The sequence below is a fragment of the Bradyrhizobium sp. S3.7.6 genome (assembly GCF_054061875.1).
Genome location: NZ_JBSSEQ010000001.1, coordinates 3,602,634 through 3,624,181 on the forward strand (window position 1 = coordinate 3,602,634; position 21,548 = coordinate 3,624,181).

Here is a 21,548-nt window from a genome sequence, read left to right on the forward strand (position 1 = left end):
CAACAGCCTGGGTCCCGGCTCTGTGCCGCAATGCCTACGCGTTGCAGCTTGTCCGGGACACGAGAGAGGGCGCGGTGATCCACCTTGCTCCGTCATTGCGAGCGCAGCGAAGCAATCCAGAATCTCCCCGCGGAAAGACTTTGGATTGCTTCACTGCGCTCGCAATGACGATTTGGAGAGCGCGCGCCCCTTACGAGAAGAACGCGATCTTCTCGGCCTGGGTCATGCGGCGGATTGGCGCCATGGGGTCGTTGGCCGCCGCGCGGGGCTTTTGCAGGATGCCACTGGCGAGGATGGTGGCGCCGAGCGAGGGCTCGGGCAGGGACGCGGACAAGGGCGAGGGCATCGGAAGCGTCGCGGTCGGCGCCGCACCGAATGTCGCGGCGGCTGCCATGGCCGGGGCCGGCTGCTCCATCACTTCGGCGGCGGCCTCCGCAATGGCGTCGGTGAGGCGCGCAAGCGAGTCCATCGCGATCGGCGCGTCTTCGGCGGGCTCCTCCGCGGCTGCGGTGGCGGCCGGCTCGGCTGCGACCGGCTCCGGAAGCTCTGCGGCAATGGGCGCTGCGACCTCCGCAGCCATCGGCTCCGGAATGGCCGCTTCCAGCTCGACCGGTTCGGTGATCTCGTCGAACTCCGGATCGGGTGCGGCCATTTCCAGCGCGATGGCATCGAGTATGGCTTCGTCCTCGGCTTCCGCGGCGGCGTCGAGCGAGACCCCGTCAGTCACCTCAGTGAAAGCGGCGGCCTCTGCGACCTCCTCTTCGGGTCCGACGTGATTGCCGGCGATGAACTCCGGCTCGATGGCGACGTCCATTGCCTCCTCGCCAACGGCGAGTGCTTCGATGGCGCCGGCCGCTTCGACCGCTGCTTCGGGCGCGGGAGTCGCTGCGATGTCCTGCGGCGCCTCCGTAAGAGCCACGGGTGCTTCGGTGGCCATCACGGCAGGCGCAGCCTCTGCGACGGGCGCTTCCTGCACCGGCGCAGGTGCGGAATGCGCCGCCGCTTGCGGCGCTGTGTCGCCGTCACCATCGAGCTGCTCGACCCGATCCCTGAGCAGATCGAATGCAGCCTTGAGCTCGACGCGGGGGTCGATGGTCGATAGCTGTCCGCAAGCCGCCTCGATGGAGGCGAGCTGCGAATCAATGAGATCGCAGATTCGCCCGTCGGCGCCGATCTCGCGCCAGCGCCAGGAGATCTCCTTGATGATGCGCACGCCGCGCGGAATCGGCGCGAGGCTGGCCTCGATCGCCGCAGGATCGAAGGCGGCGATCGCGATCGTCTCGGCCTCACGGATGGCGCGGCGGATCTCGACCAGCGCCTCGGGCAGGCGATCCTCGACGACCGGTTGTCGCTGTGCCGCAAGGGTTTCTTCGATTTTCGCGACCGCATCGAGCACCATGCGGGTATCTGCATTGCGGTTGCGCTTGGCATATTCGCCGAGGAACCAGCGGCCGCGCGCGGTCTCCATGAAGGCTTCGCGGATCGCGTCGTAATCCTGCTCGTTCGGCTCGGCCGCACGGGCAGACATAGGCGAGAGGGCGAATGCTTCGTTGGCCATGACAATCTCGTCGCGCAAATCACTACGCGTTACTGTAACGATCACCACGATATCGACCGAATCGCAATTGGTTTGATGGCAGGCGAATCACAAATCCCCACGCAAGCTGCCGTGAAGCGGCGATTCGCCGTGAGCCTGGCGCTGTTCTATTCGGCGGTCTTCGCGGTGTCGGGCACGCATCTGCCGTTCTTTCCGCTCTGGCTGAAGGCGATCGGCATCGACGCAAGCTGGATCGGCCTCATCAACGCGCTGCCGGCGATCACGCGCTTCACCACGCTGCCGCAGATCACCGCCCTTGCCGAAAGGCGACATGCCATTCGCGCCGGCATGAAGGTGTCGGTGCTGGCAACCGCGATCGGGTTCACGGCGGTCGGCCTGCAGCAGCAGCCGCTGGCGCTGTTCCTGATCTATGCGCTGACCTGCATGATGTGGACGCCGACGACCCCGCTGACCGATGCCTATGCGCTGCGCGGCGTCGCCCGCTACGGGCTCGATTACGGACCGTTGCGACTGTGGGGTTCGGCGGCCTTCGCCGCGGGCTCGCTCGCCTGCGGCTTTCTCGTCGACCACATCGCTGCGCGCGATCTGATCTGGATCATCGTCGCGTGGGCCGTCGTTGCGGTCGCCGCCAGCCTGCTGCTGCAGCCGCTCGACGATGTCAGGCGGAGGACGACGGAGACGCATGCCGGCAAGGCCTTGCTGCGCGATGGCGGCTTCTGGGCCGTCATCGCGTCGGCCGCACTGATCCAGGGCAGCCACGTCGCCTATTACACGTTCTCGGCCATCAACTGGCAGCTCCACGGCTTCGGCGGGCTGACGATCGCGGGCCTCTGGACGCTGGGCGTGATCGCCGAGATCGTCGTCTTTGCGCTGTCGCCGCGGTTCTCGCTGCATCCGTCCACGCTGATCGCAATCGGCGGCGTGAGCGCCGTGGTGCGCTGGATCGTCACTGCGCAGGAGCCGCCGCTCGCACTGCTCGTGATCGTGCAGCTCGGCCACGGCCTCACCTTCGGCATGACCATCGTCGGCACCATGAACCTGCTGGTGCAGCGCGTGCCATCGCATCAGATCGCGCGGGGGCAGGGCTATTATGCCGCGTGCAACGGGTTGCTGGGCGCAGCAACATCGATCGCGTCAGGTGCGATCTACGCCCGCATCGGCGACAGCTTGTACTACGTCATGGCCGCGATGGCCGCGGCCGGCGCGCTCGTGATCTGGTCGGCGCGGCATCGACTCAAGGCTCATCCCCAGAGCGAGGAGGCGGGCGGATAGACCAGACTGTCGTCGTAGCGCAGCCCGTGGTCGCGGTCGCGCGCGAGCAGCAGCGGGCCGTCGAGATCGACGAAGCGCGCCTGCGGCGTCACCAGCATTGCGGGGGCCATCGACAGCGAGGTCGCGACCATGCAGCCGATCATGATCTCGAAGCCGAGCGCCTGCGCCGCGTCGGCCATCGCCAGCGCCTCGGTGAGCCCGCCGGTCTTGTCGAGCTTGATGTTCACGGCGTCGTAGCGCTCACGGAGCGGCGCGAGCGAGGGGCGGTCATGCACGCTCTCGTCGGCGCAGACCGCGAGCGGCCGCTTGATCCGCGCCAGCGCGTCATCCTTCCCGGCCGGCAGCGGCTGCTCGACCAGGGTGACGCCGACGGCGTCGCAGGCGGCGAGATTCTGCTCCAGATTGGCCTCGGTCCAGGCCTCGTTGGCATCCACGATCAGTTCGGATTCGGGGGCGGCCTTCCGAACCGCCGCGATCCGCTGCGGATCGCCGTCGCCGCCGAGCTTGATCTTGAGCAATGGCCGGTGCGCGGCCCTGGCCGTCGCCGCCGCCATCGCCTCGGGGGTGCCCAACGAAATCGTGAAGGCGGTGGTGCGCTCGCCCGGCACCGGGCGGTCCAGCAGGTTCCAGGCCCGCAGGCCGGTCGCCTTGGCCTCGAGGTCGATCAGGGCGCAATCCAGCGCGTTGCGGGCGGCTCCCGGCGGCATGGCGGCTTGCAGGGCCTCCCGCGAGAGGCCGCCCGCGACGGCCGCCTGCATGGCCTGGATGGCCGCAAGGGTTGCCTCGGGGGTCTCGCCATAGCGGGGATAGGGGACGCATTCGCCGCGACCGGTGAGGCCGTTGCGGCTCACTTCGGCCACGACGGTCACGGCCTCGGTCTTGGCGCCCCGGCTGATGGTGAAACTGCCGGCGATGGGAAAGCGCTCGATTCGCGCGGCCAGGGCCGGAACTTTGCTGGAAGTCATTTTGAACTCTGGCGAAATCTGAACCTGCTAGTTACCTCTAGCAACTAACATTAACCAGTTGGGGATACCTTCTCTGGGTAAGGGCGTGTGCGCAACCATCTGATTCTACCCGTTTCTCGAGCCCCGGCCCGGGAGCGGAGACCTTGAGCGGCGATCCGAAGCTGGAACGGATTGCCAAGGGCAACGCGTTGGCACTCTGCGCCACCGGAACCTGGACCGCGAGCTTCGCGCCGGTCCTGGAGCGGATGGTGGCTGACGCCGAAAAGCTCGCCGGCGGCTCGCAAAGCATCTTCATCGACGTCTCCGAGGTCGCCAAGCTCGACACCTTCGGCGCCTGGCTGATCGAACGGCTGCGCCGCAGCCTGACCCAGGGCGCCGTCGAGGCGCAGATCGCGGGGCTTTCCGCCAATTATTCGAGCCTCGTGGACGAGGTGCGGCGGGTCGGGGCGACGCCGGTCGTCGACAGCAGCGCGGTCACCATTACCGGCATGCTGGAGCAGATCGGCCGGGCCGTGGCCGGGGTCGCCGGCACGGTTGCGGGCCTCGTCGACATGCTCGGCGCGGTGCTCGCGGCGGGTTTTCGCGTCCTGATCCATCCGCGCTCGTTCCGCCTGACCTCGACCGTGCACCACATGGAGCAGGTCTGCTGGCGCGCGGTGCCGATCATCGTGCTGATCACGTTCCTGATCGGCTGTATCATCGCCCAGCAGGGCATTTTTCATTTCCGCAGGTTCGGCGCCGATATCTTCGTCGTCGACATGCTCGGTGTGCTGGTGCTGCGCGAGATCGGCGTCCTCCTGGTCGCGATCATGGTCGCGGGTCGCTCGGGCAGCGCCTACACGGCCGAGCTCGGCTCGATGAAGATGCGCGAGGAGATCGACGCGCTGCGCACGATGGGTTTCGACCCGATCGAGGTCCTGGTGCTGCCGCGCATGCTGGCGCTGGTGCTGGCGCTGCCGATCCTCGCCTTCCTCGGCGCCATGGCCGCGCTTTATGGCGGCGGTCTCGTCGCCTGGCTCTATGGCGGCGTCGATCCCGAAGCCTTCCTGCTGCGTCTGCGCGACGCCATCTCGATCGACCATTTCATCGTCGGCATCGTCAAAGCACCGGTGATGGCCGCCGTGATCGGCATCGTCGCCTGCGTCGAGGGTCTCGCCGTGCAGGGCAGCGCGGAATCGCTCGGACAGCACACCACGGCCTCCGTGGTGAAGGGCATCTTCTTCGTCATCGTCATGGACGGCGTGTTCGCCATCTTCTTCGCCTCGATCGGGATGTGACGATGGCGCAAGAAACTCAAAACGCGATTCAAGATCCGATCATCCGCGTTCGCGATATCACCGTGCAGTTCGGCGCGACGCGCGTGCTCGATGGCCTCAACCTCGACGTCAAGCGCGGCGAAATCCTCGGCTTCGTCGGCCCATCCGGTGCCGGCAAGTCGGTGCTGACGCGCACCATCATCGGTCTCGTGCCGAAGGTCGCGGGCTCCATCGAGGTGTTCGGCGTCGACCTCGATTCCTCCAGCACCGCGCAGCGCCGCAGCGTCGAGCGTCGCTGGGGCGTGCTGTTTCAGCAGGGCGCGCTGTTCTCCTCGTTGACCGTGCGGCAGAACATCCAGTTTCCGATGCGCGAGTATCTCCGGGTCTCGCAGCGGTTGATGGACGAGATCACCCTGGCCAAGCTCACCATGGTCGGGCTCAAGCCGGAAGTCGCGGATCGCTTTCCCTCGGAACTGTCGGGCGGCATGATCAAGCGCGTGGCGCTGGCGCGCGCGTTGTCGCTCGATCCCGATCTCGTGTTCCTCGATGAGCCGACCTCGGGCCTCGATCCGATCGGCGCCGGCGATTTCGACGAGCTGGTGAGGACGCTCCAGCGTACTTTGGGCCTGACCGTTTTCATGGTAACGCACGACCTCGACAGCCTTTACACAGCCTGCGACCGCATCGCCGTTTTAGGGAACGGTAAGATCATTGCGGCAGGGTCGATCGCCGACATGCAGGCCTCGCAGCATCCCTGGCTGAGACAATATTTCCACGGCAAGCGCGCCCGTGCGGTGATGGGCTGAGGTGCCGGAGTAGCTGATGGAAACGCGGGCCAATTACGTACTGATCGGATCATTCACGCTGGCGGTGATCGCCGCGGCGATCGGCTTCGTGCTGTGGTTCCAGTCGCTGCACACCACCAAGCAGCGCAGCCCCCTGCGCGTCGTGTTCGAGGGCCCGGCGGCGGGCCTGCGCAACGGCGGCAGTGTCAACTTCAACGGTATCCGAGTAGGTGAGGTGGTCTCCGTGAAGCTCGACAACCCGCGGCGGGTTGTCGCACTCGCCATGGTCGAGAACAACACCCCGCTCCGCAAGGACACCCTGGTCGGCCTCGAATTCCAGGGCCTGACCGGCGTCGCCGCGATCTCGCTCAAGGGCGGCGAGGAGGCCGCGCCTCCGCCGCCGCTCGACGAGGACGGCATCCCGTCGCTGACGGCCGATCCCAACAAGCTCCAGGACGTCACCGAGGCGATCCGCGGCACGCTCCAGAACATCAACAAGATCGTCGCGGACAATCAGGAGTCGGTGAAGAACTCGCTGAAGAACCTCGAGACCTTCACCAACTCGCTCGCGCGCAACTCGGAGAAGATCGACGGCGTGATGGCCAAGGTCGACGGCGTCATGCACAAGGCCGACAGCCTCATGCTTGGCCTCAACACGCTCGCCGGCGGCAAGGACGGCGGCGAGCTGTTCCAGGCGGTGAAGTCGATCCGCGAGCTGGCCGAGGATTTCGACAAGCGCTCCGGTGCATTGATGACCGACGGCCGGCGCACGCTCGGCGACATCAGCCGCGCCGTGAACAATTTCGACCGCAACCCGACCCGCGTACTGTTCGGCGCCAGCAACAGCGCCCCGGCCGCCGCTCCGCCGCCCGCCGAGCCGCCGAGGCAGGCGCCCGCCGCGAGCGGAAGGCGGCAGTAGGCGTTTAGTACACGGACCTCACCTCGTCATTGCGAGCGTAGCGAAGCAATCCAGATTGTCTCCGCGGAAGCAGTCTGGATTGCTTCGTCGCAAGGACTCCTCGCAATGACGGGCTCAAACGAAAACGGAGGCCGTGAGGCCTCCGTTCTCATTCGCTATTCGTTGTCGCTATGGGCTGATCACCCGAGCCGGCCCGCTGCATGCGCGAGCAGCGTGTAGACCAGGCCCGTCTCCGAGGTCAGGTGGCTGCGCAGCTCCTGCGGACCACGGCCGTCGCGGGCGACTTCGTCGAGCAGACGCTCGAACTCGGCGACGTAGCGGTCGACCGTGCCCTTGAAGTTGCGGTCGGCGCGGTACTTGCGGGCGACCTCGTCAAAGGCCTTCTGGCCGGCGGGCGTGTAGAGGCGCTTGGTGAAGGCCTTGTTCTCGCCGCGCTGGTAGCGGTCCCACATCTCGGCGGCGAGGTTGCGGTCCATCAGGCGGCCGATGTCGAGCGACAGCGACTCCAGCGGATTGCTGCCACCCTGCGGAGCCTGCGGCTGCGGCGCGGGTGTCGCGCGGCCACGCGGGGCCTCACGTCCGGTCGGAGCACCCTGGTTGGCGTCCGTGCGGTTCAGGAGGTCCGACAGCCAGCCGTCGCGGCCCTGGTCGTTGCCTGCGGGCGCGACCGGCGGCGCTTCGGTGCGGCGCGAGGAGGCGGGCATGCCGAGGTCCGGCGGCGGCAGCGTCGAGGCGCTGCCGGTGTCGCGGCCGCGGGTCTCGGTGTTGCGCGTGCCGACGGCTGCCAGCAACGGCTCTTCCTGGCGCTGCGCGCTGGCGCGGCCCGTCGTGGAGACGTCGAGGCCACGGCCATGCTGGGCCACAATGCGGTTGAGCTCGGCGAGGGCCTCGATCTGGTCGACGATCACCTTGCGCATCTGCGCAGTGCTCTCGGCGGCCTCCTGCGGCATCTCGAGCACGCCGCGGCGCAGCTCGTTGCGGGTGGCTTCGAGCTCGTTGTGCATCTCGAACGCCATCTGCTTCATGCTGGAGACGAGGTTGGTGAACTTCTCGGTCGACTGCTTGAACATCGTATCCGCCTCGTCCGTGGTCTGGCGGTAGATGTCGTGCATGGCCTCGATGGTCTGGCGGTGCTCCTCCTCGGACGCCACGCGCACCGCCTCGAACTGGCGGGTGATCGCGGCGGAACCTGCGCCGGCGGTCTCCGCGACGACGCGGGCGATGTCGCGGGCACGCTCTTCGGCGGCGGCCAGCGATTCATCGAGCAGGCCGGTGAAGCGCGACAGACGCTGGTCGAGATCGGCCGTACGCAGGTCGATGGTCGTGACGAGCGATTCCAGCGCCTGCTTGCGTTCGGCGAGGGAAGCGGTGGTGTTCTTGTTGCTCACCTCGACCACCTGCGCGGCTTCGACCAGCGCCTTGCCGTGCGCGTCGAACTGGGTCGACAGCTCGCCGAGGTCCTGCAGCGCCCGCGTGGTCTTCGTATTGAAGACGTTGAGCTGGTCTTCCAGGTTCTGCGTCGCAGCGCCGTTGCGCGAGGTGACGTCGTTCATCGCCGAGACGAAGTCGGCGACGCGCGTCACCAGCGCCCGCTCGAGCGAGTTGAGGTTGTCGTGCGCACCGGTCAGCACCTCCTGGAGCAGGATGTTGCCTTCGCGCAGACGCTCGAACAGGGCCACCGTATCGGTACGCAGGATCTTGCTGGTCTCCTGCATCTCGGTGACGGCCGCGATCGAGACCTGGCGCGACTGGTCGATCGCCGAGCGGGAGGCCTGCTCGAGGTCCTTGAGCGACTTGCCGACCGCGCCGGTGGCCATCTCGCTCGCCGCGTTGATGGTGCGGGCGACTTCGGAGCCGTTGCCCATCATCGTCTGCGAGAACGCATGGCCGCGCGTCTCGATCGACTTCAGCGCATCCGAGGTGACGCGGTCGATGTCGAGCGTGAGCTGGCTGGTCTTCGAGCCGATCGCGTCGACCAGCGCGCCGCGCTTGGCGTCGATCATGTTCGACAGACGGTCGGCCTGCTGCTGCACGTAGGTGACGATCTCGTCGGTCTTGCCGGTCATGGCCTGGCCGAAGCTGCTGCTGGCGGCGAGCACCGAACGCTCGACGTCGGACGAACTCGACTTGACGCGCGAGCTTGCCTCGTTGGAGGCGTTGATCAGCGCGTTCTGGGCGTTGAGCGCGCTGGTCTGGATGTCGTTGGTGGCGTTCGTCGTCGCCGTGCTCAATGCGCGCTCGATCTCGGTCGAGATCGTGCGGATCTGGCTTGCGGCATCCGCCGACGTCGAAGTCAGGGAAGTCTGGGCCTCACGCGCGCTGTTGAGGATGGTCGAGGCTGTGTCGGCGCCGACCGAGGTCAGCGTGCGCTCGATGTCCGTGGTCAGCGACTTGATCTGGCTTGCCGCGTCCGTCGAGGCGGTGATCAGCGCGCCCTGGGCCTCACGCACGCCGCTGGTGAGCGCCTCGATGGTGGCGCCGCCGGCGGTCGCCAGCGCGCGCTGCATCTCGGCCGCCAGTGAACGGACCTGGCTGGTCTGTTCGGCCGAGACGGAGAGCAGGGTGCTCTGGGCGTCGCGGGCGCTGGTCGTGATCGTCTCGGCGGTCGACTGGCCGACCTGCGAGAGCGACCGATGCACGTCGACCGCGAGCGACTTGACCTGGCTCGCCGCATCCGAGGACGCGTTGACGAGCGTAGTCTGGGCTTCGCGGGCGCCGGTCATGATGGTCTCGGCCGTCGAGGTGCCGGCCATCGAGAGCGAGCGCTGCACGTCGACCGCGAGCGACTTGACCTGGCTCGCCGCATCCGAGGACGCATTGACGAGCGTGGTCTGGGCTTCGCGGGCGCCGGTCATGATGATCTCGGCCGTCGAGGTGCCGGCCATCGAGAGCGAGCGCTGCACGTCCGAGGACAGCGCCTTGATCTGGTTGGCGGTCTCGGTCGAGGCCGCGATCAGCGCGCTCTGCGCATCGCGGGCGCCGACGGTGATCGATTCCGCCGTGGTGGCGCCGGCCAGCGACAGCGAACGCTGCACGTCGGCGGTGAGCGTCTTGACGTGGTTGGCCGCGTCCGAAGACGCCGTGACGAGCGTGGTCTGCACCTCGCGGGCGCCGGCCAGGATCGAGGCTGCGGTGGCAGAACCGGCCGCCGACAGCGTGCGTTCGACGTCGACCGCGAGCCCCTTGATCTGGTTGGAGGCATCGCCGGAGGCAGCGACCAGGGTCGACTGAGCCTCGCGGGCGCTGCTCAGGATCGAGTTCGCAGCACCGGTGCCGACCGCGGTCAGCGCGCGCTCGACCTCGGAGGAGGTCATTTTGAGCTGGGCGTTGACGTCGGAGGAGACCGTCATCAGCGACTGCTGGGCGGTACGCGCGCCGGTCTGGATCGTTTCGCTGGTGTTGACGACGAGGTTGGTGAGCGAGCGCTCGGCATCCTCGACATGCGAGCGGATCGCGGTCGAGATCATCTCGGCGCGGGACATCATGTCCTCGCTGGCCTGACGGCCACTGCTTTCGATGCGGCCGGCGACGGCTTCGACACGCGAGCCGAGCAGGTCCTCGAACTGCGCCACGCGCACGTCGATGTCGTTGGCGACCGAGCCGACCTTGGTCTCGATGGCCTGGTGGATGTCCTGGAAGCGCGCCGTGACCGTGTCGGTCAGGTGCGTGCTGCGGCCGTCGATCATCTCGGCGACGCCGGTGATGCGGCGGTCGACCGCCTCGATCGCCTGCGCGGTGCCGTCGGTGAGCGTCGAGGTCAGGAGGGTGAGGCGCGTGTCGATCGACTGCACGGCCTGCGAGGCGCCGTTCGTCACCGCAGTCGTCAGGTAGGTGAGGCGCGTGTCGATGGATTCGAGCGCCTGCGAGGCGCCGCCCGAGAGCGTCGTCGTGAGGTGCGTCAGCCGCGTATCGATCGACTGGATGGTCTGCGATGCGCCATCGGTGAGCGAGGTCGCGAGATAGTTGAGGCGCGTATCGATCGTCTCGATGGCCTGCGATGCGCCGTCAGTGAGCGACGTCGTGAGGTGGGTGAGGCGGGAGTCGATCGACTGGATCGCCTGCGCGGCACCGTCGGTCAGCGACGAGGCGAGGGTGTTGAGGCGTCCGTCGATGGTTTCGGTCACCGACTTGGCGCGGGTGTCGAACGACTGCTCGAGCGCGGCGACGCGGCCGACGAGCTGGTCGTCGAAGGTCTTGATGTGACCTTCGATCGTGCCGTCGAGGCTGACGATCTTGTCGTTCAGCGAGGCGTCGAGGTTGGTGACACGTTCGCCGACCGTGGTCTCGAACTGCACCAGGCGCTGGTCGAGCACGGCCGTGATCGCCCCGCCGTTCGAGGTGAAGCGGGTATCGAAATTGTCGACATAGGTCTTCAGGCTCTCGGCGATGTCCTGGGTGCGCTGGCCCATGCGATCGACGATATCACCGCCGAACGTCTTCACGGTGCGGTCGAACTCGGAGATGTGGCGGGTGATCAGCGCGCCGAGCGTGCCGGAGTCGCGGGCGAACCTCTCGACCAGCTCGGTGCCCTGGTTCTTCACCAGCTCGTCGAACGCGCTCATCTGCAGCGACAGCGAGTCGTGCGCGGTCTCGGTCTGGCTGACGACCTTGGCGACGAGGGTGTTGACGGTGGCGTCGAGCGCCTCGCTCGCCTTGTCGCCGGAGGTCATGATGTGGCCGGCGAGCCGGTTGCCGGCATCGTCGATCTTGGCGGAGAGGTCGTTGGAGCGCAGCTCGAGCTCGAGCAGCAGCGAGTCCGACGAATTCTTCAGGCTGTCGTGCACCTGCTCGGTGCGCTCGGAGATGCCGTCGACGATGGCGGCGGAGCGCTGCTCGAACTCGCCGGTGATGCGGTCGATACGCTCGTTCAGCATCTCGTGGACGCGGTCGGCGAGGTCGACGAACTCGTCGTGGACGTGGCCGGTCTTGAAGTTGAGGCTGGTGGTCAGCCGCTCGCTGGCGTCGAGCACGGCGCGCGTGGTCTCGTTGCTGGCCTCCTCGAGGCGGTCGAGCAGGTCGCCGCCGCGCTCGCCGAGCGCGAGGATCATGTTGTCGCCGGCGTTGCTCAGGGCGCCGGTGATGTGGGCGCCGCGCTCTTCCAGCGCGCCGGTGATGCTCTTGGCGACCTCGTCGACGCGCGAGGCGATCGCGTCCGAGATCAGCGCGATGTCGTGGCGCAGATCGATCTGCACGCCGGAGATGGCGCTGCGGACCTGCTCGGCCTGGCCGACCAGATTGTCGCGCTGGTGCGCGATGTCCTGGAGCAGCGAGCGGATGCGCACTTCGTTGTCGGAATAGGCGCGTTCGAGCGCCGCAACCTCGTTGGCGACCAGCGTCTCGAGCTCGCCGGCGCGCGCGATGGCGCGTTCGATGCCGTCGCCCATCGCCGCGACCTCGCGGCGGATGGCCTGGCCGACGGTCACCATGGAATCGGACGCCGAGCCCTCGGGCTCGGAGAAGCGGATCGCGACCTGCGCCATCGCCTGCGCGATCATGCGCATTTCCTGGCCGCGCCAGACCAGGCTCGCCAGGAAGTAGAACAGCATGATCGGCGCGAAGAACATCGCGATCAGGCCGGCGATGACGAGCACGCCGCCGCTCTGGCCCATGGCGGCCTGGATCGAGGGCAGGAAGCCGACGGTGAGCGCGGCGCAGGCTGCGAGCCAGACGCCGGCGAAGATGGTGGCGAAGGTGTAGACGCTGCGGGCAGGGCGGCCCTTCTGAAGCGCCTGGAGCAACTGACCGATGGTCTCGCGGTCATCGTTGGCGGCGCGGCGCGAGGTGCGCGGCTCCTCGATCGTATCGAACACGGTGGTGCGCTCGTTGGCGGCAGGACGCGGCTCGAAGGTCGGCTCGTCGAAGATCGGGGGAGCCGGCGGCCCCACCGGAGCCGACGTTTCGTTGCGCATCGAGGCGTTGCGGCTGGTGTCCGCGGCCGTGTCGCTGATGTTCAGGGCTTCCTGGATCGCAGAAAGCGCAACTTCTGTGGGGTCTTTGACCTTTTTCGGAGTGTTCGCCATGTTCAGTCCGAGCCCTCGTTACTTGTACGCGTCCTCCCGCGAGCCCAGCGCGCTACGCAAGCCCACAGACCGGATCATGCCGCTTACGCGGATTCCCAGCCGTCCCCACCCGGACGGCTTGTCCGCTAATTTCTCCCAACATCCTATTGGCAGAGCGTCGCGAATGAAATGCCCGGGATTAAGACAATCTTAATCATCGTTAACAGGATAGCGCCGTAACGCCTTAGCAATAAATGGAATTCTCCACCGGACTCGCCGGATTGCGGCAACTTTTCGTCAATAAACGGGCGGATTTGCGTAAAACGGCCCAAACACTTCGTTAACCATTTCCATGCTTCGGTGGGGGAACTTGACCGCCGGATCGGCGGACATCGCGCGATGCCGGGGTCTGCGCCATGACGCCTGAACTGCAACGGATGGACTGGATGCCTTCGCCCCCGCTTGCACCCATCGACAGCCCGCTCGACCTCGATCACCTCTCGCGCATGACGCTCGGGGACACTGAGCTGGAACAGGAAGTGCTCGCGATGTTCGCCGAGCAGGCGGTTCGCCTGGTTGCGGCGATGGCAGCACTGCCGGCCGAGGCCGGCACACTCGCCCACAAGCTCGAGGGCTCCGCGCGCGGAATCGGCGCCTTTGCGGTGGCCGATGCCGCGGCCAGCCTGGAGACCGCGGTCCGGACCGGCCATGGCCAGCCCCACGCCTTCGCCGCGTTGAAAGAGGCGGTGACCGAGGCTCGCGCCGCCATCGAGGCGATCCTGAAGCCCTAGGGCGACAGGGCGAGAAACCGCGCTCTAGTCTTTTGTTTTGACGCGTTTTCTTCCCGCGAAGCGGGATTCACGTCGCTTCAAAACCCTATGGCGCCGAGCGGATCGACCCGTTATAGGACAGCCCGGACCCTCCTTCATTCGCAACATCGCGGCAGCACGAGCACACATGGCCAAGATTAACTTTGTCGACCACAAGGGCGAAACCCGTACGGTGGAAGTCGAGAACGGCGCGACCGTGATGGAAGCCGCCATCCGCAACAGCATTCCCGGCATCGAGGCCGAATGCGGCGGCGCCTGTGCCTGCGCAACCTGCCATGTCTATGTCGACGAAGCCTGGCGCGAGAAGGTCGGCAGCCCGACGCCCATGGAAGAAGATATGCTCGATTTCGGTTTCGACGTGCGCCCGAACTCGCGGCTGTCCTGCCAGATCAAGGTCTCCGACGAGCTCGACGGGCTTGTCGTGGCGACGCCGGAACGACAGGCCTGATCGTCTCTCGATCTACTAGATGCTCGGCGGCGCGACCACGATACCGCGCTTGTGCCAGGGTCTGAGCTTCTCGATGATCTCAGCGGTGAGCGGTGCGGGCCGCCGCGTCGCCTCGTCGAGCATGACGCCGACCGACATCGCCGAAGCGATGCAATTTCCTTCCGAAAACACGACCTGTTCGAAGGTCACCGACGTCCGTCCCAGTTTGACCACGCCGAGGCCGAGCTCGATCGTGTTCGGCCAGTGCAGCTCGGCGCGGAAATGGATGTCGAGGCGCACCATGATCCAGGCGAGGCCCGGCGGCGTCAGCCCGTATTCCGGGCTCTTCATCAGCGTGACCCGGCCGGTCTCGAAATAAGTGGCGTAGACCGCGTTGTTGACGTGCTGGTTCGGATCGAGATCGCCGAAGCGGACATTGTCGCCGAGACGATAGGGATAGTCCTCCAGGCGCGGCGTCGTATCGAGGCGGCTTGGTGCGTTCACCGATTGATCTCCGTCATATCGCTTCCCGTTACAGCCCAGTTATACTGACCCGGCAAGTGGGCGCGGCTGCGGGGCGCTCCCGCTTTTATGCCTTCCCTGATCCATCCCCGTTGGCTAGACAGGCAGGGTCACTTCTGCCCGCTGGGCGGCGTCCAACCGATAACGATCGATAAAGAGACGACATGAGCGACGTGATAAAAACCGATGTGCTGATTATTGGCGCCGGCCCCTGTGGTCTGTTCGCCGCCTTCGAGCTTGGCCTTCTCGACATGAAGGCGCATTTCATCGACATCCTCGACAAGGTCGGCGGCCAGTGCGCCGAGCTCTATCCGGAAAAGCCGATCTACGACATTCCCGGCATTCCGCACGTTTCGGGGCAGGGCCTCACCGACGCGCTGATGGAGCAGATCAAGCCGTTCCATCCGACCTTCCATCTCGGCGAGATGGTGGAGACGGTGGAGAAGATCGGCGATCCGCTGTTTCGCTGCACCACTGACGCGGGCAAGGTGTTCGAATGCAAGGTGGTGGTGATCGCGGCCGGCGGCGGCTCGTTCCAGCCCAAGCGCCCGCCGGTGCCGGGCATCGAGGCCTATGAGGGCACCTCGGTGCACTACGCCGTGCGCAAGATGGAGACGTTCCGCGACAAGAGCGTTCTGATCGTCGGCGGCGGCGATTCCGCGCTCGACTGGACGCTCAATCTGCATCCGCTCGCCAAGCGCGTCACGCTGCTGCACCGGCGCGACGATTTTCGCGCCGCGCCCCACAGCGTCGAGCAGATGCGCGCGCTGGTGGCCGACGGAAAGATGGATCTGCGGCTCGGGCAGGTCACCGCGCTGTCCGGCACCGAGGGCAAGCTGACCGGCGCCACCGTCAAGGGCAACGACAACGGCGTGAGCGAAATTTCCTGCGACACCATGCTGCCGTTCTTCGGGCTGACCATGAAGCTCGGTCCGGTCGCGAACTGGGGCATCGCGCTGGAGAACAATCTGGTGCCGGTCGAGACGTCCGCGTTCGAGACCAACGTATCCGGCATCTTCGCGATCGGCGACATCAACACCTATCCCGGCAAGCTCAAGCTGATCCTGTGCGGCTTCCACGAGGGCGCGCTGATGGCGCAAAAAGCCCATCGCTACGTCTATCCGGAGAAGCGGCTCGTGTTCCAGTACACGACCTCGTCCTCCAGTCTGCAAAAGAAGCTCGGTGTCAACTGACGGCACCGGGTTCGGCAGGCAATGCCCCATGTTTCTGGTGCTGGAACCGTTCGCGAAATCGCCGTAGTCTGCGGCCATTGCAGTGGCGGCTTAGCAAGGTGATCATAATGCGGACTCTCTTTTCCAGCTCTCGGCTGCTGTCGCTCCTCGCGCTCGCTCTTGCTTTGACGCCAGGCGCGGTGAAACCGGCTGCCGCACAGGCGCAGCAGCCAACCGCCGCGGGTCTTTGGCAGAAGATCGAGGACGGCAAGACGGTGGGATGGTTTCTGTTCGTCGACCACAACGGCGTCTTCGAAGGCGTGATCGCAAAAACCTTTCCGCGCCCCGGCGACGACCCGAATGAGGTCTGTGCGAAATGCACGGATGATCGCAAGAACGCGCCGGTGCTCGGGCTCTCCTTCATCCGCGACATGAAGCGCGAAGGCTTGAAGTATGACGGCGGCAACGTGGTCAATCCACGCGACGGCAACATCTGGAAGGCCAAGATGTCGGTCAGCCCGGATGGCCAGACCCTGACCATGCGCGGCTTCCTCGGCATTTCCCTGTTCGGCAAGGACGAGACCTGGAAGCGTCTTCCCGACGCCTACATCGCCCAGGTCGATCCTGCCATCGTCGCCAAATATCTTCCGGCACAGGCGACCGCCGCGACGACGAAACCTGCGCCCGCGCCCGCGGCGAAGAAGGGCGGCGCGATGATGGCGCCGGCGCCGAAGCAGTAGGTTCTCTGCGCGTCCGCTGTCGTCTCGGCTATTGCCTCACATGCGGCTGTCATTCCCGCGACCCGGCTACGCCAAGGCTTCGCCGGGGCTTCAGTTCAGGGGCGCCGAAGCTTCAGCGTAGGCGGCAAGCGGGGAATCGCGGCCCCTCCGTATCCTCGCGCTGTCTCTGGAATACGGGATCGCCCGATCAAGTCGGGCGATGACAGTTGAGTGTGTGGCTCGGGCCTGCCTCAGCAGCGACGGTCTTGACGACCGTCAATACGTCCGTGCCTTCTTGCAAGGTGCGTAGAACGTGCCGTTGCCGGCGACGACCCGCTCGAGGCATTGCCGGGGATCGGTGATCTCGCCGTCGACCTGGAAATAATAGGCCTGCGGTCCCAGGCTCAGGACGTAATGTCCCGGCGCAAGCTCGAGCCCTGAATCGCCGGTGTGAAGCTCGTACATCTCGGGCTTCCCCGGGATCGGCGACACCCGGAACGGATAGGAGAAGTTTCGGATCACCCCGACATCTTCTCCGCCGCCCAGATTTTTGCCTGCAGCGTCGGTCGAAAACTCCCTGGCGATCTTCGCGACGACCCGAACCTCGACGCGGTCGGGGATCACGTTCGCGGCGTCCCGCCGAAACACGATGAATTTGACGCGGCCGTTCGGCAGATGCGGGCGATCGGGCTTCTTGAACTCCGGTGAAATCGCGATGCGCATGTCCGGCGCCATCACGCCGGTCGCATTCAATTCCGCCAGCGATTTGTCGTCGATCAATGCGTAGATGCCGTAGTCGGTTGGCAATACGCGCGTCGGGGGAGGTGGGGCGGGGGTGATCATTTCCGGTTTGGCGACCGTGATCGTCGTCTCCGGCTTGGGCGATACCTGCGCGATCTCCTGAGCCTGGGACGAAATCTGCCGGCGCAGCGCGGCGATGTTGTCTCGCTGCGAGACGATCAGGATGACTGCGCCAACGGCAAGCAGGATGGCCGCCGTACGCTTGATCACCGGTAGAAGCGGGCCCGAGATCGCAGGCAGCTTGCTGCGGGATATCTCGATCCTCGATCGCAAAACGGTCGCGTCGCCGGACACCAGGAGACCGCCTGTCTCGGTCGCCTTTGACGACGTGAGCTGTTGTGACGGCAAGCGCTCCAGCGGCGCCTGGTCGCGCGAGAATTTTTCGACCTCCTCGATTGCGACCTCGAGCGCCCACTTCATCTGGTCGATGTTCCTGGCGTCGGCGTAGGTGAACTGCTCCTGGAGCTTGTAGCGGGCAAGGTCGTAGACCATCTGCCGCCTGGCGTCCGCGTCGTCCTTCACCGTCTCGAGCATGCGCGAAATCACGAGCGCAAACTGCACTTCGCTTGCGGGCAAGTCGGTCGAATCCTGCTGGCGAGGAAGCAACTCTCTCGAACTCATAGCGCTGACGGTCCAATGCCAGTCACGCCAACACCTGATTTCTCTAATTGAAACAGTTGATTAAAAGATGCGGCCCGCGTCCGCGGCCGTTTCGTACACGTCCTCGCGGAACAAGGAAAGCCTCCAAAACAGCTGCGGCAAATTGCCGACGCGTTGGACATGCAGGACGTGCGCGCCGGCCGGGGCAACGCCGTGCGGCCGTAGTTCCCCGGAATGCGCGCTGGCGCCGGATTTGCATAGCTGTCGCAAAGCCGCTGGGGAGCGAGTCGCCGTCTCCACGCCTGCCGCGACCGTGCGGAAGGCGGACGGCGGTGTCTGTCCCTCGCGGCGCTGATTGCGATCCGCGGAGACGATATGCGACTTGCCAGACTATGTGCGGCGGCGCTGCTGGGGCCGATGGCGCTGCTTGCGACCTCGGCGCTGGCGCGCGACGACGGCCGCTATGCCAACTCGCCGCTAAAACCCTGGTTCGAGAGCCTGCACAGCCAATACGGGCAATGCTGCTCGGATGCCGACGGCTACGTCATAGCCGACGTCGACTGGGAATCCGATCGCGGCCACTACCGCGTGCGCATCGACGACGAATGGGTCGTCGTGCCCGACGGTGCCGTGATCACCGAGCCGAACAAGATCGGTCGAACCATGGTGTGGAAGCACTATGTCGACGGCCATCCGCGCGTGCGCTGCTTCATGCCCGGCAGCATGACGTAGCGGTCGTGGCTAGAATTTGTACGTCACGCTGCCGAGCACCGTGCGGCCGATACCGAGAAAGCAGTCGCCGCGCGCCAGGCACGTGGTGAGGTGACGCTTGTCGAAGAGATTGCTGGCATTGACCTGAAGCCGCCAGGAACCGGTCTCGTAACGAACCATGGCGTCGAACAGCGTATAGTCGGGTGTGCTGAGGGTGTCGGTGCCGTCCCAGGAGGTGCCGATGTAGCGCACGCCGCCGCCGAGCGTGACGCCGGGCAGGCCGAGCAGGGACAGACGGTACTTCGCCCAGAGCGAGGCCTGGTGATCCGGCACGGTCTCGACATGCTTGCCGGAATTGTCGCCGCTTTCCACGCGGGCATCGAGATAGGTATAGGCGCCGATCAGGTCGAGCTCCGGCGTGACGCGCGCCAGCACCTCGAGCTCGGCGCCGCGGATGCGCACCTTCCCGGTCTGGATCGAGAAGCGGTCATCATCGGGGTCGCTGGCCAGCCGATTCCGTTCGGTGGTGTCGAAGATCGCGCCGTTGATCGCATTGCCCGGTGTCGGATTGTACTTGAAGCCGAGCTCCACCATCTCGCCGCGCTGCGGCGCGCACACCGTGGCGCAGACGCCGCTGCCGAACACCGGGTTGAACGACTGCGCATAGGTCACGTAAGGCGTGACGCCGAATGGCAGCTCGTACATCAGCGCGGCGCGGCCGGTGGTCGCCTGGTAGTTTTCGACCGGCGAGGCCTGCGTGTTACTGGTGACGTAGTCGTGGCGCAGCCCAAGCACGGCGAGCCACGGTCCGAGGCGCAACTGGTCCTGAGCGTAAATACCGAACTGGGTCTGGCGCAGATCCGGTTCGGGAGACATCGTCGGCGCGGGTACGCCGCGGTAGACCGGCGCGTAGAGATCGAACGGCGTCGGGTCTGTGGTGAAGCCTGATTGCGCGTGCTCCCTGAACTCGCGGTAGTCGGTGCCGAACAACACTTTGTGTGCGACCGGTCCGGTGTGCAATTTCAGCTCGGCATTGCTGTCCGAGGTCAGGTTGTCCTTGACCGTCTCGCGGCTCCATACGCTGCGCGCCACGGAGCGTCGGCTGGCGTCGAGAAATGGATAGTTCGGATCGCTTGGATCGACGAAGTTCAGGTCCGGCCACGTCGACCGGTAAATGCCCTCGACATGGGCGTAACGCAGGTTTTGCCGGATCTTCAGACTGTCGCTGAAGCTGTGCTCGAACAGGCTGCTGATCGCGCCGGTCTCGGTCTGGTACTGGTCGAAGCCGGGCTCGCCGGCGAAGCGCCGCACCGGAATGTAGCCGTTGGGGCCGGCAAACAATGTGCCCTCATGCGGCAGGAAGGCCGTGGAGGACCCCGTGGTGTCCTTCTGATAGGTGCCGAGCACCGTCCAGCTGGTGTTGTTGGTCGGCCGCCAGGTCAGTGATGGCGCGAGCACGATGCGGCCGTCCTTGACGTAATCGGTCTGCGTGTTGCTGTCGCGGTATACGCCGATGAAGCGATAGAGCCACTCGCCGTCCTTGGTCAGCTTTCCCGTGGAGTCGAGCTGCACCTGCTTACGGTTGAAGCTGCCATATTGCACGCCGATCTCGTTGGCGGATTCGGCCTGCGGGCGCTTCGAGATCAGGTTCAACAGGCCGGCGGTCGAGGTGTCGCCGTAGAGCACGGAAGAGGGGCCGCGCAAGACCTCGATGCGCTCCAGCGTGTACGGCTCCGGCCGCCATTCGTTGAAGTTGTTGGTGTTCACCATGCGGGTGCCGTCGAGATAGATATTTGGGTCCTGGCCGCGGATGCGCGGATAGTCGCCGCGCGAGTCCGCGCCGTAGGCGTCGGCGAACACGCCGGGGACATAGCGCAGCGCCTCCTGAACGGTGGTCGCGCCCTGGTCGATGATGCGGTCGGCGGTGACCACGGTGATCGACTGCGGTGTCTCACGCAGCGGCGTATCGGTCTTCGTGCCGGTGCCGCTGCGGGTCGCGACGTAGCCGCGGACGGGGCCTGTCGCGGTCTCCGCGCCCGTGCTCGCGCCGGCCGCCTGTGTATCGGCGTTCGATGGTGCGCGCTCGGCCTGGCGACGGCGGCTTGCCGCCTGTGCGGCCTGACGGGAGGGAGACGGACGTGTGCGCGCTGCCGGCCGCGACGATTGCTCGACCACGACGGCGGGCACTTCCTGCGACGATGATTGCGCCTCGGCCGGCGCCGCATCCATCAGGCCTGCCAACAGCGGCAGCGCGCCGCCGATCAATCCTGCCGTCGTTCTGAGATATGTAGTCATTCGCGACCCCATCATTTGCGGGGCGGACGACTAACAAGCGCAGTCGATGGCTTGAAGTGCGGGAGGGGCGCAATGGTCCCTCAATCATCAGATTTGGAATTAGTATTTATATAAGTAGAGCGCGCGCCGCTTGATGGCGGCGCGCGGATGGCCTCATGTGAGGATGGAGAATCGTGTCTCGTCGCGGCGTAGGCCCACGCCGTCTTGATCGACGTGTGCGATTTACTTGCAGTCGCCGCAAGGCATCGTGGATACGCAGGGGCCCGCCTACGCGCGACCTGCCGGCAGGCTCCGTCTGACCCGCGGCGAGAGCGAAACGGCGCCGTTGACCGCACCGGCACGGGCCGCTTCCGTCGCGAGATACTGATTGCCCCATGTCCAGAGCATGCGAACGACCGGTTCGAGCGAGCGCCCAAGCGCCGTCAGGGAATACTCGACCCGCGGCGGGACCTCCGCATAGATCTCGCGATGAATGAGGCCCTCCGCCTCGAGCTCGCGGAGCTGGCGCGTCAGCATGCGTTGCGTGATCCGGGACAGGCGCCGCTTGAGCTCGTTGAAGCGAATCGTATCGTCGAGCAGGTGGTAGAGAATCACGCCCTTCCACTTGCCGTCGATCAGATCGAGGGTGGCCTCCACGGGGCATCCCACGGCACAATCATACGTCTTGCTGCCGAGCTTCTGCATGGTTCACTCCGTGATACTAGAGGACTGGCCTGT

16 protein-coding genes are annotated in these 21,548 nt (G+C 65.9%); 9 read left to right on the top strand and 7 right to left on the bottom strand.

Annotation, left to right across the window (positions count from 1 at the left end; translation table 11 throughout):
- Positions 1–190 precede the first annotated feature (190 nt).
- Positions 191–1,558, bottom strand: coding sequence for a hypothetical protein (locus ACVJ5M_RS16955; protein WP_354099798.1), 1,368 nt, complete (start codon positions 1,556–1,558; stop codon positions 191–193).
- A gap of 75 nt (positions 1,559–1,633) precedes the next feature.
- Between ACVJ5M_RS16955 and ACVJ5M_RS16960 the strand changes: the two genes are divergently transcribed.
- Positions 1,634–2,830: an MFS transporter gene (locus tag ACVJ5M_RS16960; RefSeq protein ID WP_354099797.1), complete on the top strand. Its 1,197-nt coding sequence runs from the start codon at positions 1,634–1,636 to the stop codon at positions 2,828–2,830.
- Here the strand turns inward: ACVJ5M_RS16960 and dgcA are convergent.
- Positions 2,800–3,795: an N-acetyl-D-Glu racemase DgcA gene (dgcA, locus tag ACVJ5M_RS16965; RefSeq protein ID WP_354099796.1), complete on the bottom strand. Its 996-nt coding sequence runs from the start codon at positions 3,793–3,795 to the stop codon at positions 2,800–2,802. The genes ACVJ5M_RS16960 and dgcA overlap by 31 nt on opposite strands.
- Before the next feature lie 143 nt (positions 3,796–3,938).
- On the opposite strand from dgcA, the gene ACVJ5M_RS16970 reads away from it, so the two are divergent.
- Genes ACVJ5M_RS16970 through ACVJ5M_RS16980 form a run of 3 tightly spaced genes read left to right on the top strand, consistent with a single transcriptional unit; the run spans position 3,939 to position 6,755 of the window.
- On the top strand, positions 3,939–5,072 hold the full coding sequence (locus ACVJ5M_RS16970; protein ID WP_063982228.1) for an MlaE family ABC transporter permease: 1,134 nt from the start codon (positions 3,939–3,941) through the stop codon (positions 5,070–5,072).
- A gap of 2 nt (positions 5,073–5,074) precedes the next feature.
- On the top strand, positions 5,075–5,857 hold the full coding sequence (locus ACVJ5M_RS16975; protein ID WP_208087736.1) for an ABC transporter ATP-binding protein: 783 nt from the start codon (positions 5,075–5,077) through the stop codon (positions 5,855–5,857).
- Positions 5,858–5,873: 16 nt separating this feature from the next.
- Positions 5,874–6,755, top strand: coding sequence for an MlaD family protein (locus ACVJ5M_RS16980; protein WP_085405869.1), 882 nt, complete (start codon positions 5,874–5,876; stop codon positions 6,753–6,755).
- A gap of 179 nt (positions 6,756–6,934) precedes the next feature.
- Here ACVJ5M_RS16980 and ACVJ5M_RS16985 read toward each other — a convergent pair whose 3' ends face one another.
- Entirely contained in the window at positions 6,935–12,775 is a 5,841-nt protein-coding gene (locus ACVJ5M_RS16985) for an apolipoprotein A-IV repeat region-like domain-containing protein (RefSeq protein WP_354095715.1), read from the bottom strand.
- A 395-nt stretch (positions 12,776–13,170) separates the two neighbouring features.
- On the opposite strand from ACVJ5M_RS16985, the gene ACVJ5M_RS16990 reads away from it, so the two are divergent.
- Both ACVJ5M_RS16990 and ACVJ5M_RS16995 read left to right on the top strand, forming a co-directional pair.
- Positions 13,171–13,545, top strand: a complete 375-nt coding sequence (locus tag ACVJ5M_RS16990; protein ID WP_187388006.1) for an Hpt domain-containing protein — start codon at positions 13,171–13,173, stop codon at positions 13,543–13,545.
- A gap of 166 nt (positions 13,546–13,711) precedes the next feature.
- Positions 13,712–14,032, top strand: a complete 321-nt coding sequence (locus tag ACVJ5M_RS16995) for a 2Fe-2S iron-sulfur cluster-binding protein (RefSeq protein ID WP_014493954.1) — start codon at positions 13,712–13,714, stop codon at positions 14,030–14,032.
- Between the two features lie 15 nt (positions 14,033–14,047).
- Here the strand turns inward: ACVJ5M_RS16995 and ACVJ5M_RS17000 are convergent, their stop codons facing one another.
- Positions 14,048–14,515 carry an acyl-CoA thioesterase gene (locus tag ACVJ5M_RS17000; RefSeq protein ID WP_231142336.1) on the bottom strand — a complete coding sequence of 156 codons (468 nt, stop codon included), beginning with the start codon at positions 14,513–14,515 and terminating at the stop codon, positions 14,048–14,050.
- Positions 14,516–14,697: 182 nt separating this feature from the next.
- On the opposite strand from ACVJ5M_RS17000, the gene ACVJ5M_RS17005 reads away from it, so the two are divergent.
- Positions 14,698–15,726, top strand: coding sequence for an NAD(P)/FAD-dependent oxidoreductase (locus ACVJ5M_RS17005; protein ID WP_354099795.1), 1,029 nt, complete (start codon positions 14,698–14,700; stop codon positions 15,724–15,726).
- Between the two features lie 107 nt (positions 15,727–15,833).
- Positions 15,834–16,445, top strand: a complete 612-nt coding sequence (locus tag ACVJ5M_RS17010) for a DUF2147 domain-containing protein (protein ID WP_354099794.1) — start codon at positions 15,834–15,836, stop codon at positions 16,443–16,445.
- Between the two features lie 255 nt (positions 16,446–16,700).
- On the opposite strand, the gene ACVJ5M_RS17015 is transcribed toward ACVJ5M_RS17010, so the two are convergent.
- Positions 16,701–17,801, bottom strand: coding sequence for a hypothetical protein (locus ACVJ5M_RS17015; RefSeq protein WP_354099793.1), 1,101 nt, complete (start codon positions 17,799–17,801; stop codon positions 16,701–16,703).
- Positions 17,802–18,200: 399 nt separating this feature from the next.
- Between ACVJ5M_RS17015 and ACVJ5M_RS17020 the strand changes: the two genes are divergently transcribed.
- On the top strand, positions 18,201–18,557 hold the full coding sequence (locus tag ACVJ5M_RS17020) for a hypothetical protein (RefSeq protein ID WP_028158285.1): 357 nt from the start codon (positions 18,201–18,203) through the stop codon (positions 18,555–18,557).
- 9 nt (positions 18,558–18,566) lie between these two features.
- On the opposite strand, the gene ACVJ5M_RS17025 is transcribed toward ACVJ5M_RS17020, so the two are convergent.
- Positions 18,567–20,831, bottom strand: a complete 2,265-nt coding sequence (locus tag ACVJ5M_RS17025; protein WP_354099792.1) for a TonB-dependent siderophore receptor — start codon at positions 20,829–20,831, stop codon at positions 18,567–18,569.
- 267 nt (positions 20,832–21,098) lie between these two features.
- Positions 21,099–21,515: a winged helix-turn-helix transcriptional regulator gene (locus ACVJ5M_RS17030; RefSeq protein ID WP_354099791.1), complete on the bottom strand. Its 417-nt coding sequence runs from the start codon at positions 21,513–21,515 to the stop codon at positions 21,099–21,101.
- Between the last annotated feature and the right edge of the window lie 33 nt (positions 21,516–21,548).

Excerpts from the sequence above, each read along its gene's own strand:
- ACVJ5M_RS16955 (WP_354099798.1), bottom strand. The coding sequence starts at position 1,558 with ATGGCCAACGAAGCATTCGCCCTCTCGCCTATGTCTGCCCGTGCGGCC.
- ACVJ5M_RS16960 (WP_354099797.1), top strand. The coding sequence starts at position 1,634 with ATGGCAGGCGAATCACAAATCCCCACGCAAGCTGCCGTGAAGCGGCGA.
- dgcA (WP_354099796.1), bottom strand. The coding sequence starts at position 3,795 with ATGACTTCCAGCAAAGTTCCGGCCCTGGCCGCGCGAATCGAGCGCTTT.
- ACVJ5M_RS16975 (WP_208087736.1), top strand. The coding sequence starts at position 5,075 with ATGGCGCAAGAAACTCAAAACGCGATTCAAGATCCGATCATCCGCGTT.
- ACVJ5M_RS16980 (WP_085405869.1), top strand. The coding sequence starts at position 5,874 with ATGGAAACGCGGGCCAATTACGTACTGATCGGATCATTCACGCTGGCG.
- ACVJ5M_RS16985 (WP_354095715.1), bottom strand. The coding sequence starts at position 12,775 with ATGGCGAACACTCCGAAAAAGGTCAAAGACCCCACAGAAGTTGCGCTT.
- ACVJ5M_RS16990 (WP_187388006.1), top strand. The coding sequence starts at position 13,171 with ATGACGCCTGAACTGCAACGGATGGACTGGATGCCTTCGCCCCCGCTT.
- ACVJ5M_RS16995 (WP_014493954.1), top strand. The coding sequence starts at position 13,712 with ATGGCCAAGATTAACTTTGTCGACCACAAGGGCGAAACCCGTACGGTG.
- ACVJ5M_RS17005 (WP_354099795.1), top strand. The coding sequence starts at position 14,698 with ATGAGCGACGTGATAAAAACCGATGTGCTGATTATTGGCGCCGGCCCC.
- ACVJ5M_RS17010 (WP_354099794.1), top strand. The coding sequence starts at position 15,834 with ATGCGGACTCTCTTTTCCAGCTCTCGGCTGCTGTCGCTCCTCGCGCTC.
- ACVJ5M_RS17020 (WP_028158285.1), top strand. The coding sequence starts at position 18,201 with ATGCGACTTGCCAGACTATGTGCGGCGGCGCTGCTGGGGCCGATGGCG.
- ACVJ5M_RS17025 (WP_354099792.1), bottom strand. The coding sequence starts at position 20,831 with ATGACTACATATCTCAGAACGACGGCAGGATTGATCGGCGGCGCGCTG.
- ACVJ5M_RS17030 (WP_354099791.1), bottom strand. The coding sequence starts at position 21,515 with ATGCAGAAGCTCGGCAGCAAGACGTATGATTGTGCCGTGGGATGCCCC.